This window comes from Paraburkholderia sp. J69-1 (genome assembly GCF_905220255.1).
GTDB lineage: Bacteria > Pseudomonadota > Gammaproteobacteria > Burkholderiales > Burkholderiaceae > Paraburkholderia.
Genome location: NZ_CAJMZG010000008.1, coordinates 290,257 through 303,226 on the forward strand (window position 1 = coordinate 290,257; position 12,970 = coordinate 303,226).

At 62.7% G+C, this 12,970-nt stretch carries 10 protein-coding genes; 6 read left to right on the top strand and 4 right to left on the bottom strand.

From position 1 onward, the window contains the following. Nucleotides 1-171 precede the first annotated feature (171 nt). A complete protein-coding gene (locus U5A67_RS17010) occupies nucleotides 172-1,224 on the top strand; it encodes a LacI family DNA-binding transcriptional regulator (RefSeq protein WP_321815275.1) in 1,053 nt (350 codons plus the stop codon). 2 nt (nucleotides 1,225-1,226) lie between these two features. Here the strand turns inward: U5A67_RS17010 and U5A67_RS17015 are convergent, their stop codons facing one another. Further along, entirely contained in the window at nucleotides 1,227-1,976 is a 750-nt protein-coding gene (locus tag U5A67_RS17015) for a TetR/AcrR family transcriptional regulator (RefSeq protein ID WP_205985901.1), read from the bottom strand. A gap of 52 nt (nucleotides 1,977-2,028) precedes the next feature. Here U5A67_RS17015 and shc point away from each other — a divergent pair, with 52 nt between their 5' ends. From shc to U5A67_RS17035, 4 genes are all read left to right on the top strand, one after another. Further along, on the top strand, nucleotides 2,029-4,074 hold the full coding sequence (shc, locus tag U5A67_RS17020) for a squalene--hopene cyclase (RefSeq protein WP_321815444.1): 2,046 nt from the start codon (nucleotides 2,029-2,031) through the stop codon (nucleotides 4,072-4,074). 280 nt (nucleotides 4,075-4,354) lie between these two features. Further along, nucleotides 4,355-5,971: a methyl-accepting chemotaxis protein gene (locus U5A67_RS17025; protein ID WP_205985900.1), complete on the top strand. Its 1,617-nt coding sequence runs from the start codon at nucleotides 4,355-4,357 to the stop codon at nucleotides 5,969-5,971. A gap of 191 nt (nucleotides 5,972-6,162) precedes the next feature. Beyond that, complete coding sequence (locus tag U5A67_RS17030) at nucleotides 6,163-7,116, top strand: chemotaxis protein CheV (protein WP_205985899.1); 954 nt, start codon at nucleotides 6,163-6,165, stop codon at nucleotides 7,114-7,116. Nucleotides 7,117-7,392: 276 nt separating this feature from the next. Then, nucleotides 7,393-7,998, top strand: a complete 606-nt coding sequence (locus tag U5A67_RS17035) for a histidine phosphatase family protein (RefSeq protein ID WP_321815274.1) — start codon at nucleotides 7,393-7,395, stop codon at nucleotides 7,996-7,998. A 33-nt stretch (nucleotides 7,999-8,031) separates the two neighbouring features. On the opposite strand, the gene U5A67_RS17040 is transcribed toward U5A67_RS17035, so the two are convergent. Beyond that, nucleotides 8,032-10,521 carry a carbohydrate-binding family V/XII gene (locus tag U5A67_RS17040; RefSeq protein WP_321815273.1) on the bottom strand — a complete coding sequence of 830 codons (2,490 nt, stop codon included), beginning with the start codon at nucleotides 10,519-10,521 and terminating at the stop codon, nucleotides 8,032-8,034. A 411-nt stretch (nucleotides 10,522-10,932) separates the two neighbouring features. Between U5A67_RS17040 and sfnG the strand changes: the two genes are divergently transcribed. Next, the gene (gene sfnG / locus U5A67_RS17045; protein WP_321815272.1) at nucleotides 10,933-12,039 is read left to right on the top strand and encodes a dimethylsulfone monooxygenase SfnG; all 1,107 of its coding nucleotides are present in this window, start codon (nucleotides 10,933-10,935) and stop codon (nucleotides 12,037-12,039) included. Nucleotides 12,040-12,058: 19 nt separating this feature from the next. Here the strand turns inward: sfnG and U5A67_RS17050 are convergent, their stop codons facing one another. Both U5A67_RS17050 and U5A67_RS17055 read right to left on the bottom strand, forming a co-directional pair. Continuing rightward, nucleotides 12,059-12,499 carry a cupin domain-containing protein gene (locus tag U5A67_RS17050; protein ID WP_205985893.1) on the bottom strand — a complete coding sequence of 147 codons (441 nt, stop codon included), beginning with the start codon at nucleotides 12,497-12,499 and terminating at the stop codon, nucleotides 12,059-12,061. 11 nt (nucleotides 12,500-12,510) lie between these two features. Further along, complete coding sequence (locus U5A67_RS17055) at nucleotides 12,511-12,948, bottom strand: carboxymuconolactone decarboxylase family protein (protein ID WP_321815271.1); 438 nt, start codon at nucleotides 12,946-12,948, stop codon at nucleotides 12,511-12,513. Between the last annotated feature and the right edge of the window lie 22 nt (nucleotides 12,949-12,970).

The following is a 12,970-nucleotide window of genomic DNA, read 5'->3' on the forward strand; positions in this document are numbered from 1 at the left end:
CGTGGGCGCGATCGCTGGCTGCCAGAAGGCGTGTCTCCGATTTCGTTAGATTAATGGCGTTGGCTCGTGGTGTCGGGCGCAACGCTGGAATGCGAGGCCAATGGTGCCGCTGCATGTGCCGATCAGGCAAATGTTGAAACGTGTTCCCAAATAATGAGATGTCGAGACACCATGCCCCCATCCTCCTCAACACCCACGCTCGCGGAAGTCGCGCGGCATGCGGGCGTGACGCCCGCAACGGTTTCGAACGTGTTGCGCGGCCGTGGCCGCGTGGGTTCGGCCACGCGCGAACGTGTGCTCGAAGCGATTGCGGCGCTGGGTTACCGGCCGCATTTGCCGGCCCGCGCGCTCGCGGAAGGACGTGCGCCCACGATTGCGCTGATGGTGGCGAGCATCGCCAATCCGTTCTATCCCGAGTTCGCGCTCGCGGTCGAAAATGCGCTGCGCAGCAGCGGCCAATTCCTCATCATCTGCAATACGGATGGCGATCCGCAAACGGGCCGCGCCTACCTCGAACAACTGGCGGGCACGCTCTCCGCCGGCGTGCTGGTGATGAACGCGAACCTCGATTTCGACGATCTGCGTCTGACCGAATTACGCGGCGCGCCGGTGGTGCTCTGCATGTGGGAAAAGCCGCATGAACCGCCGGGCTTGCCGTGCGTGGCGGTCGATTTTCATCTCGCGGGCGAACTGGCGGCGCGGCATCTGATCGAGTTGGGGCATCGGCGGATTGGCGCGATTGTCGGCAGCAAGGCGTATGGCATTCACGCGGCGCGCTACGACGGTTTTGTTTCGGCGATGGAAACGGCGGGGCTCGACGCGCAGGCCGCCCCCGTGGTGCACGCAATCGATACATCGCAGGGCGGCTACGCGGCGGCGCGCGAACTGCTCACGCATCACCCCGATCTCACGGCGCTGTTCACAACCAATGATCTGCCCGCGCTGGGCGCCATGCAGGCCGCGGCCGATCTGGGTTTCGATGTGCCGAACCGGCTTTCGGTGGTCGGCATTACGGATATTCAACTGGCGAGCGAATCGCGTCCCGCCTTGACGACCGTTGCGGTGCCAACCGTCGAAGCCGCGGAGCTTGGCGTGGCGCTGCTGCGTGAATTGATTGCGAGTGCGGCGAAGACTGCGGATCACGGCCAGCGCGAACCGAAAGTCTGCGTGGCTTCAGAGCCGTATCTGGTTGTGCGCGCATCGACTGCGCGCGTGCAAAACTGATTTCAGGCCGCGTTCAAGGTCATTTTCTCGATCTGGCGCACGACTTCTTCGCGCATTTCCGGCGACATATCCTGATAGCCGAGCAGATCGGAAATCCATAAACCGTCGGCGGCGAGGCGGCAGATCATGAGGCGCGCCGCCTGGTCGAGCGGCAGCGGGTCGGGGCGCGTCCACTTGCGCATGGGCGCGGCGTAACGTTCGCGAATGTCCGGGTCGGTCATCATCGCGGCGACCAGTACGCGCAGCACATTGGTGCTGGCGGCAGGGCTCATTTCGTCGATGCTCGAATGCAGATAGGCCCGCGCCCGCGCGCCGTGCGCGTTGTCTTCTTCTGCCGCAAGACGCGCTTCCATCTGGCCTTCGAAACGTTCGAGCGTCTGCTCGAACAAGGCGTCAAGGAGTCCTTGCTTGTTGGCGAAGTGATATTGCAATGCGCCCTTGGTTACGCCCGCGCGTTCGGCCACGGCGTCGAGCGTGACGGCGGGTACGCCCTGATCCGTGGCGATCTCGGAAGCCGCCTGCAATAGTTGCGCGCGCACCTGAACGGGCGCCTTTTTACGGCGCGTGCCCGATGCGGGAGCGGAGGGTGCGGCCCCGGTTTCCGGCGTGCTGGCTCGCAGCCGCGCAGCCCGCCTTTGGGCCGTTTCAGAGGCACTCGGGTTGCCCGGCGTGGCGCCTTGCGAAGGCTGCGGCGGCGTCGCCTCGGCGTGGCCAGCCGCGTCGGCTGGGGCTTTGGCGGAAGTGTTCTTCATAACGGGATCTTAACATTGCGGGCGTCGGCGCTAAACATTCCGTACGGATGGTATTATTCGCGCCATGAAGAAATCCGACCTGCCATTCGCGGCGCTGCTCGACGCCGCTATCGTCCGGGGACGCGACGCACTCGCGCGCCGGCAACAGCCCGAAGGGAGCTGGTGTTTCGAGCTGGAATCCGATTCGACGATTACCGCTGAATACATCCTCATGATGCATTTCATGGGGAAAATCGATACCGTGCGCCAGCAAAAAATGGCGCGCTATCTGCGCGCGATCCAGCGTCTGGAAACGCACGGCGCATGGGATCTGTATGTGGACGGCGCGCCCGATGTTTCGGCGAGCGTGAAGGCGTACTTCGCACTCAAGGCCGCGGGCGACCCCGTGACCGCGCCGCATATGGTGCGTGCGCGCGAAGCCATCCTCAAGCTGGGCGGCGCGGCGAAGTCCAACGTATTCACGCGTATTCTGCTGGCGACCTTTGGCCAGGTGCCGTGGCGCGCCACGCCGTTCATGCCCATCGAATTCGTGCTGTTCCCCAAGTGGGTGCCGATCTCGATGTACAAGGTCGCCTACTGGGCGCGCACGACCATGGTGCCGCTGCTGGTGCTGTGCTCGCTCAAGGCGCGCGCGAAGAATCCGCATAACGTGTCGATCGCCGAGCTGTTCGTCACGCCGCCCGAAGAAGAGGCGCAGTATTTCGCGCCCGGCAAGGGCGTGCGTCGCATGTTTCTGGCGATGGACCGCCTGCTGCGCCATGTCGATCCGCTGATTCCGGGCGCACTGCGCAAGCGCGCGATCAAGCACGCCGAAGCCTGGTGCGCCGAGCGCATGAACGGCGAAGACGGCATGGGCGGTATTTTTCCGCCCATCGTCTATAGCTACCAGATGATGGAAGTGCTTGGGTATCCTGATGATCATCCGCTGCGCCGCGATTGCGAAAACGCGCTGGAAAAGCTGCTGGTGACGCGCCCGGATGGCAGCGTGTATTGCCAGCCGTGCCTCTCGCCCGTGTGGGATACCGCGTGGAGCACGATGGCGCTCGAACAGTCGATGATCGTGCCCGATGCCGAGGCGAACGAAAGCGCCGCCGATGCCGCTCAACCGCTGCTTGCGCGCGCGGAACTGGAGCGCAGGATCGGTCAGGCCTACGACTGGCTCGCCGAGCGCCAGGTGGACGACATCAAGGGCGACTGGATCGAAAACGTGAAGCCCGACGTGCCGCCGGGCGGCTGGGCTTTCCAGTACGAGAACCCGTATTACCCGGACATCGACGATAGCGCCGTGGTGGTGGCGATGCTGCATCGCCGTGGCCGTCTGCAGAAGCAGATCACGGGCGCGGACCCGTATGCCGCGCGCGTGACGCTCGCGCTCGACTGGATGCGCGGCCTGCAATCGCGCAACGGCGGTTTCGCCGCCTTCGACGCGGATTGCGACCGTCTGTATCTGAATGCGATTCCGTTCGCCGATCACGGCGCGCTGCTCGATCCGCCGACCGAAGACGTTTCCGGCCGCGTGCTGCTGTGCTTTGGCGTGACCGGCCGCGAAGAGGACAAGGCGTCGCTCGCGCGCTGCATCGACTACATCAAGACGACGCAGCGCCCGGACGGTAGCTGGTGGGGCCGTTGGGGCACCAACTATATCTACGGTACGTGGAGCGTGCTGGCGGGCCTCGCGCTGGCTGGCGAAGATCCGTCGCAGCCGTATATCGCCCGCGCGCTGGCCTGGCTGCGCGCGCGCCAGCATGCGGATGGCGGCTGGGGCGAAACCAACGACAGCTATATCGATGCCAGCCTCGCCGGCACGAATGGCGGCGAAAGCACGTCGAATTTCACGGCATGGGCGCTGCTCGCGCAGATGGCGTTCGGCGATTTCGAGTCGGATTCCGTGCAGCGCGGGATTGCCTATCTGCTTTCCGTGCAGGATGGCGAAGGCTTCTGGTGGCATCGCTCGCACAATGCGCCGGGTTTCCCGCGCATCTATTACCTGAAGTATCACGGCTATACCGCGTACTTCCCGCTCTGGGCGCTGTCGCGTTATCGCCGCCTGGCGGGCGCTGGACAAACCACCGCGAAGGCAGAAGCGCTGGCCGCCTGAGCTTCGCGCGATGCCCACACAGACGCCACCTTCCGGGGTGGCGTTTTTTTATCGCCATATAGTTCGAAATGCTAATTAAATGAATGTCTTCGCGCTTGTGCAATTGATTAATAAATGCTTTCAATAAAATTAATTTTTAATTCTGAAGGCAACGTAATCTTCTGCCGAAAGCCGCAATAAAAATTCGAAAAAAAGGCCTAATTGTTTCGCCCAAAGTGTCGATAAAGCGCTGGAGTGCGTCGACAACCGGCGCAACGTTGCCGGAATAAGGGCGAGGAACATGAACGGTTTGCTGCAAACGGTACGCTTCAAGATCATCGCGGCGATGGCCACTTGCGTCGTCATCATCGCGCTCATCGGCGCTTTTAGCGCCTCGACGATTTCGGGGCTGAATCAGACGGTGCTCGACGAGTATTCCGGCACGGTCGTGCCGATCCGCGATCTGGGCGACGTGCGCGCCTCGGCGATCGACGCGCGTCTGCAACTGACGCGCATCGCCATGAACCGTGATGCGGCGCAGACCCGCACGGCGGCCCAGGCCGTCGACCGCGACCTCGCGCAGATGAGCAAGGCGTGGACGGACTACTATCCGGCGCGCGTGAGCGGCGCGGACGAGCGGGCGATTGCGGACAAGATCGACGCGGCCATGGCGCCGTTCCGCGACGGCTCGAACCAGAGCATGCAGCGCTACAACGCGGGCGACTACGACGGCGGCCTGCAACTGGAAAAGGATCACACCGCGCTCGCGCAAAACCTGCAGGATCTGTTGAACCAGGACATCGCCATCAACGACGACGAAGCGCAGGCTTTCGCCGCCGGCTCCGAGCACCACGCCCATGTGGCGCTGATGGTGGCGGTCGCGCTCGTGCTGGCGGGCCTGGCGGTGGCTTTTGCCGCTTCGGTATTCCTGCTGCGCGTGATCATGCGTCCGCTGAACGGCGCGATCACGGTGGCGAATACGATCGCGGGCGGCTGCCTCGAAAGCGAGATCGACGCCAGCGCGGGCGGTGAATTCGGCGAGTTGCTGCGTGCGCTCAAGCGCATGGACGGCCAGCTTGCGGGCATCGTGCGCGGCATTCAGGATTCGACCGAATCGGTGGCGCTGGCGGCGCGCGAGATCGCGGCCGGCAACCTCGACCTGTCGGCGCGCACCGAAGAGCAGGCCGCTTCGCTCGAAGAAACCGCCGCGAGCATGACCGAGATCACCGAGACCGTGAAGCAGAACGCCGATAACGCCCGCGCCGCCAACGGCCTCGCCGGCAATGCCAACGAGCTGGCCAGCGGCGGCGATTCGGCCGTGCAGGAGATGGTCGGCACGATCCGGCAGATCAGCGGCAGCTCGCACAAGATTTCGGAGATCACGGGCGTGATCGAAGGCATTGCGTTCCAGACCAATATCCTGGCGCTCAACGCCGCGGTGGAGGCGGCGCGGGCGGGCGAGCAGGGCCGCGGCTTCGCGGTGGTCGCGAGCGAAGTGCGCAGCCTCGCGCAGCGCTCGGCCACGGCGGCGCGCGAGATCAAGGAGCTGATCAACTCGTCGGTGACGATGATCGAGGGCGGCGCGCAGCAGGCCGGGCGCGTGAGCGACACGATGGGCCAGGTGCGCGAGGCGATCAAGCGCGTGTCGGATATCGTCGCGGAAATTTCGTCGGCTTCGGAGGAGCAGAGCAAGGGCATCGAGCAGGTCAGTCAGGCGGTCACGCAGATGGACGAGGTCACGCAGCAGAACGCCGCGCTCGTCGAACAGGCGGCCGCGGCGGCGCAGTCGCTCGAACAGCAGGCGGACACGCTCAAGCGCGCCGTGGGCGTCTTCAGCTTCGCGCAGGCCGCGCGCCAGGCCTTCGCGGGCGCGCCGCATGGCCAGCCCGGCCAGCGCCTGCAGCCCAGTCTGGGCTGATGCCGCACTGAATAGCGGCAACCAGGGTTCATCCCGTTCAAGCTTCGCCGCGCCCGGCCGTTATCACAATTGAGGCAGCATGAAAGCGGGCGCAGTTTGAACGGGGACGGATCGCGCAGCTTTCAGGCGCGGCCGAGCGCAGGCGCACAGGAAAACTCGCGCAAGACGACGCAAATCACCAGACAAAACCCATGAAGACGATTCAACCAGGCGTTGACGAACGCACCACGCTGACCAGCAACAACCGATTAGAACTCCTTCTGTTTCGTCTTGGCGAGGCGCGTCCCGGCGCCGGGCGTGGCCTGTATGGCATCAACGTGTTCAAGATCCGCGAGATCGTGACGATGCCCGAAGTCACGCCGATCGCCGGTTCCCCCGCGCATCTGGTGGGCGCCGTGGATATTCGCGGGCAGATCATTCCGGTGATCGACATTGCATCGCTGATCGGCTCGCCTTCGGACAAGCCGCCCGCGATCCTGCTGGTGACCGAGTTCTCGCGCGGCACGCAGGCGTTCGCCGTCGATGAAGTGGAAGACATCATCCGTCTCGAATGGAAGGAAGTGCTGAGCGCGGAATCGAGCGGCACGTCGGGCTATGTGACGGGTATCGCGCGCATCGACGCGGGCGACGGTCAAACGCGTCTTGCGCAAGTGCTCGACGTCGAGCAGGTGATGCGCGATGTGTTCCCCGAGCAGCACGAGGACGTCAAGCCGGAAGCCGTGGGCGACGCGCTGCGCACGGAAGGCGGCCGGATTCTCGCCGCCGACGATTCGGGCTTTGCGCGTGCGCTGCTGGGCCAGGCGCTGACCGCACTCGACGCGCCGCATGTGATCGCCTCGAACGGCGAAATGGCGTGGCAAATGCTGCTGAAGATCGCCGATGAAGCCGCGCATGAAAACGTGCCGGTTCGCCAGAAGATTTCCCTCGTCATCACCGACCTGGAAATGCCGGAAATGGACGGCTTCATGCTCACGCGCAAGATCAAATCCGATGCGCGCCTGAAGCATATTCCCGTGATCATTCATTCGTCGCTCACGGGCGCGGCAAACGAAACGCATGCGCGCAATGCGGGCGCGAATGGCTATGTGACGAAGTTCGCGCCGGCGGAATTGTCGGCGGCGATCCGCAAGGCGCTGGCGGCCTGAGCCCGGCGCGTGCCGATCGATACAAAGAACCCTGTAAAACTACACGCTACGCGGTAAAAAAGCGGTTCTCTCTGTTCCATGCGCCGGCAACATGGCCATGGAACCTCTCCGTACCGGCCTTGAGGCATCGACCTTAGGGCCGGTTTTTTTCGTCTGCAGAAAACGTCGATGCCGGCCGCAGTCCGCGTGCGCCTGCCTTAGAATGAGTTCCCCTGTTAATGTCGTTGGGCCTTACGGCGTGCTTTCGCACGACCTTGCCCATCACGGAGCGCATCCATGTCCGTAGCATCGAAAGCCCCTTCCACGACCCGCGAAATCTGGCTGATCCGCCACGGCGAAACCGAGTGGAGCCGCAGCGGGCAGCACACGGGCCGCACCGATATCGGACTCACCGAACATGGCCGCGAACAGGCGCGCGCGCTGGCGACGCCGCTGGGCGCGCAGCATTTCGATGCGGTGCTCACGAGCCCGATGTCGCGCGCGATCGAAACCTGCAAGCTGGCGGGGCTGGGCGAGCAACTGGTGGTGTCGGCTGACCTGCACGAATGGGATTACGGCATTTACGAAGGCCGCAAAACGGCCGAGATTCGCGAGACCGAACCCGACTGGAGCGTCTGGCAATCGCCGATACCGCAAGGCGAAAATCTCGCGCAGATTCAAGCGCGTGCGCGTGGTGTCGTCGACGCGCTGCTGACGATGCTTGGCGACAGTGGCCGGATTGCGGTGTTTTCGCACGCGCATTTTCTGCGCGTGCTGGCGGGCTGCTGGATCGGCAATTCGGCGTTGCTGGGCGCGCATCTCTATCTGGATACGGCGTCGATCAGCATGCTGGGTTTCGATCGCGAAAACCGCGCGATCCGGCGCTGGAACGCGAAGCCGTAAGGGTGCGAATAAGCGTGCGGCGCGCGGCACGGGTTATCGACGCCAGCCGTGAAAGGCTTGCGGAGCGGGGCGCGAATCGAAGGATGTTCTAACTGGCTGATGCTGGGCCGATCCTGCGAGGCGTTGCACGTTATCCGTGTTTGTTGCGCGCGGCGGATTGTGGCTGAGCTGATCGTGGCTGAGCTGGTTGTGGCTGAGTTGCGTCAGGCTGGCCGAGGCGGTTGCACGGCGTTGATCGCTTGAGGCGACAGCCGTATGAGCCGGGCTGCGTTGCGCCGACTGCCCCAGCCGCTGCAAACTGGCCGACGCTGTTTTGCGTTGTTCGCTGAGCGCAGGCGCCGTGCTGCCGCCGGGCGTGTGCGTATGGATATGGCCGTCGTGATCGACGACGATCTTGCCGTTGTCCCACGCCACACCACTATTCGTGCGCCGGTTCACCACAATGCCCTTGCTGTTCGTGCTGAAGTCGCCGTTATGAATGTTGCCGCTGATATCGAATTCGGCCGCGCCCGCGCGGCCGGTTCGCGCGTTATAACCGGCCACCTGTCTGCCGGCTGTGTAGTCGCCGCTGTAGCGATTGCCGGTGATGCCGCCGCGCGCGACGCCTGACATGCCAGTCGACGGATTGTAGAAAGCGCCCCGGCGGCCTGCTGCGTAATCGCCGCTATAAGGGTTGTACGCGCCCGCGCGGCCGCCGTAATAACGTGCGCCGGTGTGCGGATTAAAGCCATATCCGCGTGATGCGGCCCAACTTGTGCCGGTCCACGGATTCCATCCCGCTGCGTGCGTGACGCTGGCCTCGCCCCAACGGCCGTAGAAGTTCGCGTGGCTGATATTGGCGTAGTTCCAGCAGTAGGGGCCGTAGTGCCAGTAAGGGCCCCAATACGGCGCGGCTGCGCCCCAGATCGCGCCTGCTGCGAAACCGAATGCGAAGCCTTCAACCGCGCTCCAGGCGACGCTCGCGCCGTATCCATAGGTGACGGGATAGCCGTAGTACACCGCGCCAACGTAAGGCGTATACACATAACCGGTGCCGTAGACGACCGTGCCATCGGCGCTGACCACGACACCGAGATAGCCCGGCGTATAGCCCATAACGACGACATCGGGCGTGACCTTATAAATACGCACGAAAGTCACATAGTAGAGCGGCGAGCCAGGCGGAATCGTATAGATGGCGGCGGGAACGGAGATGGCTACCGTCCACATACCCGTAGGCGTCGGCGAGACGAACCATATGCCGTTACTCACCGCGTAATAAGAACCTCCAGCACTCCTGATGATGGGCGTTGCGCTGTTGACCGCGTATTGAAGCGACGTGCCCGCGATGGGCACGAACGCCGGTTTGCCGTCGTAATGCACGGTCAGTGTCGCTTTGCTTCGCGAAACGGTCGCGGTTTTGGGTATCGTCGCAGCAATCGCCGATGCTCTGGCTTGCGGCGTGCCCGGCACGGCGGCGAGCACATCCGCCTGGGAATCCTGCTGCGCGATCTTCGCGAAATCCGGCGGCAACTCGCTGCCGGGCACATATTGCCAGGGGCCGGACAATTGCGGCGCGCTGAACCAGCGTCCTGAAAGCAGCAGATAGTTGGTGTGCGTGACGGGATCGAGAAACACCGCATGATCTGCGTTCGCGAGCGTCAGCAACTTCGTGCCTTCGACCGCGACAAACTGCGGAGCGCCGTTCGTCACAATCAATTCGGCAGGTTGTGTCGTCATGAGGACGGCTGGCGCGCGTGCGGGCGTGACGCCGTCGCTGGGCAACATGGGATCGGCGGCAGTGGTGGTGGCCGTTTCGCTGGCGGCTTCGATCACCGGTTGCGGCGTGTGTGCACTTTGCGCCCAGCTTGAACCGGCCGTATCGGATCGATACCAGTAACCGGCTGCGTGCAGATAGAACGCGCCATTGGAATCGCGCAACAACATCGCGCGCGCGTTGATGGCGCGCTCGATCCCACTGCTGCCGATCTTGCGCCATGCAGGATCGCCATCCACGAGTACGAGCAAGGTCGGCGAACTGGCGAACAAGATTTGTGGCACGGCGTTTTGCGTGGGCACATGTTCCGATTGCGCAATGCGTTGTTGAGCGAGGAGTTCGTCCTGACTCAGCGTGAGGCCGGCTGGCGGAATGCGCCTTTGCAGCGCGGAGCGGATGCGGCTGGCGGCGTTGGGATCGGTGGGCACGTCCACGCCTTCGATGGCGATCTGGCTCAGATGAACGTTGCCGCTTTTCTTATCGCTTTGCGTGCGGGCCGAAAATCGCACGTCGCCGTAAGTGGGGGCTTCGTTTTTGGCATTCATTGCAACGGCGGCATGCGCCTGAATGCGCTTGTCGGTCCATTGCTCGATGGCGGGTTGATAAAGTTCGCCGTGTTCGCTTTCGGTATCGAAACCCACAGGCCAAACGAGTTCAGTTTTGCGCGGCGACAGGTTCGGGTGATCCACGTAGCGCACAAACGGAACAAGACTCAGGCAGGCGATGGCCGCCACCAGCATGATGAAATTTTTCTTTGCATATGACATGTTGACTCCGTGAGAAAGTCGAGCCGACTTCTCTTCTTTCCCCGCTTGCCGTTGCCTGAAACGTGCTAATGCTTTTGTGTTCATGCAACCGATGCATGCAGGCGATTCATGCAGTAAGGACTGCGTGATGAATACGAAAGCATCGTGCAAATTTTGCGATAGTTAGTCAACCGAGCGCGCAACGAAACCGGTGTTTCGATCAGGAAAATCAGGACATTTCTGTGTGATGAACGAAGGCAGGCATGATTATTGAGAAAGCGGATGTTATGGTGCGGTCACGATGGCGTCACTGCTTTAACACTGCATAGCAGCAATCGAGCTTTCCATAGCAGAACAAAATCGTTCAGCCTGGCGGCTAAATCCCGAAAGATGACGTGATCGATACTTCGTCACTTTTCACGGGAAACGATCATGAGCCAGAACGCCGCCGCATCCGCCGACGCCATCAAGTTCGCCTACTGGGTGCCCAATGTGAGCGGCGGGCTCGTCGTCAGCAAGATCGAGCAGCGCACCGACTGGAGCCTCGAATACAACCAGAAACTTGCGCGCACGGCCGAGGCGGCGGGTTTCGAATACGCTTTGAGCCAGATTCGCTTTACCGCCGGTTATGGCGCGCAATATCAGCACGAATCGGTTTCGTTTAGTCAGGCGTTATTGCACGCCACGGAAAAGCTCAAGGTGATCGCCGCGATTCTGCCGGGGCCGTGGAATCCAGCCGTGGTGGCCAAGCAGATTTCGACCATCGACCATATTTCCAACGGGCGTATTGCAGTCAATATCGTGAGCGGATGGTTCAAGGACGAATTCACCTCGATAGGCGAACCGTGGCTGGAGCATGACGAACGTTATCGCCGGTCGAATGAGTTTATTCGCGCGCTGCGGGGCATCTGGACCCAGGACGATTACACCTTCAAGGGCGATTTCTATCGCTTCAACCAGTACACGCTAAGCCCGAAGCCGGTGCAAAAGCCGCACCCGGAAATATTCCAGGGCGGGAGTTCGCGCGCTGCGCGTGACAATGCCGCGAGCGTGTCCGACTGGTATTTCACGAACGGCAATACGGTCGAGAACATCAAGGCGCAGATCGACGATATTCGTGCAAAAGCGGCACAGAACAATCACCAGGTTCGCATCGGCGTGAATGCTTTCGTGATTGCGCGCGATACCGAAGAAGAGGCGCGCGCGGTGCTCGACGATATCGTGCGCAACGCGCATGTCGAAGCCGTGCAGGCGTTCGGCAGTGCGGTGAAGGAGGCGGGCAAGGCCTCGCCCGAAGGCGAGGGCAACTGGGCGAAATCGACGTTCGAGGATCTCGTGCAGTACAACGATGGCTTTCGCACCAATCTGATCGGCACGCCGGAGCAGATCGCGCAGCGTATCGTCGCGCTGAAAGACGTGGGCGTCGATCTCGTGCTCACGGGTTTTCTGCACTTTATCGAAGAAGTCGAATACTTCGGCAAGAAGGTATTGCCGCTCGTGCGTGAACTGGAGCGCGAGCGGGAAGTGCAGCCTGCGTAAGCGCTCAACCTCCCGCCCCTCAACGCGGCAGCGGCTTCTTGATCGGATCGTGTTCGCCGGCGATCGCGAATACGAGAATCTGCGCGGGTTCCGTCGCGCTCGCGTTACGCGCGACGATATGATGCGCGCCCGGCGGCTCGTACCACGCCTCACCCGGGCCATACACATGCGCGGGCGAGCCTTCGAGTTGCGATTCGATATGACCTTGCGTCACATACGCGAAGATCGAGCCCGGATGCATATGCGGGTCCGAATTCTGCCCCGGCGCGAAGGTCACGGTCGCCATCAGCACGTTCTTGCCTGGCGCCTCTGGAATCGCCTGCTTGAGCACCGGCGTGATTTTCTCGCCAGCGGCGGACGACGCGTCGCTATCGTGCGCCTGCACGATCCCGCCGCCGGCCAGCGCGGCCAGCCCGAACGCCGCCGCAGCGGCGCGCACGACTATCGAACGTGATTTCATGACACGCTCCTTCACGCCGGCATCTTGCGAAACGCGATCGCAAAACGGTTCCAGCTATTGATTGCGCTGATCAGCAGCGTGAGATCGACGATCTCGGCTTCGCTGAAATGCGGCTGCACGGTTTCCCAGACTTCGTCGGGCACGTGATCGTGCGAGACCAGCGTGAGCGCTTCGGTCCAGGCGAGCGCCGCGCGTTCGCGTTCCGTGAAGAAAGGCGTTTCGCGCCAGACCACCACGGTCGCCAGGCGGCGCTCGGTTTCGCCGCCTTTGCGCGCGTCCGTCGTGTGCATATCGACGCAGTAGGCGCAGCCGTTGATCTGCGAAGCGCGCAGGCGCACGAGTTCGGCGAGCGGCTTTTCGATGTTGCTTTTCTCGATGCGCTCTTCCAGTGCGAGCATCGCCTTGATGGCGTGCGGGTTGGCGCGATAGAAGTCCAGACGCTGTTGCATGGCGATTCCTTTTCGGTGAGTG

Coding starts and splice junctions, on each gene's coding strand:
- sfnG (WP_321815272.1), top strand. CDS start 10,933: ATGAGCCAGAACGCCGCCGCATCCGCCGACGCCATCAAGTTCGCCTAC.
- U5A67_RS17035 (WP_321815274.1), top strand. CDS start 7,393: ATGTCCGTAGCATCGAAAGCCCCTTCCACGACCCGCGAAATCTGGCTG.
- U5A67_RS17055 (WP_321815271.1), bottom strand. CDS start 12,948: ATGCAACAGCGTCTGGACTTCTATCGCGCCAACCCGCACGCCATCAAG.
- U5A67_RS17040 (WP_321815273.1), bottom strand. CDS start 10,521: ATGTCATATGCAAAGAAAAATTTCATCATGCTGGTGGCGGCCATCGCC.
- U5A67_RS17015 (WP_205985901.1), bottom strand. CDS start 1,976: ATGAAGAACACTTCCGCCAAAGCCCCAGCCGACGCGGCTGGCCACGCC.
- U5A67_RS17030 (WP_205985899.1), top strand. CDS start 6,163: ATGAAGACGATTCAACCAGGCGTTGACGAACGCACCACGCTGACCAGC.
- U5A67_RS17050 (WP_205985893.1), bottom strand. CDS start 12,499: ATGAAATCACGTTCGATAGTCGTGCGCGCCGCTGCGGCGGCGTTCGGG.
- U5A67_RS17010 (WP_321815275.1), top strand. CDS start 172: ATGCCCCCATCCTCCTCAACACCCACGCTCGCGGAAGTCGCGCGGCAT.
- U5A67_RS17025 (WP_205985900.1), top strand. CDS start 4,355: ATGAACGGTTTGCTGCAAACGGTACGCTTCAAGATCATCGCGGCGATG.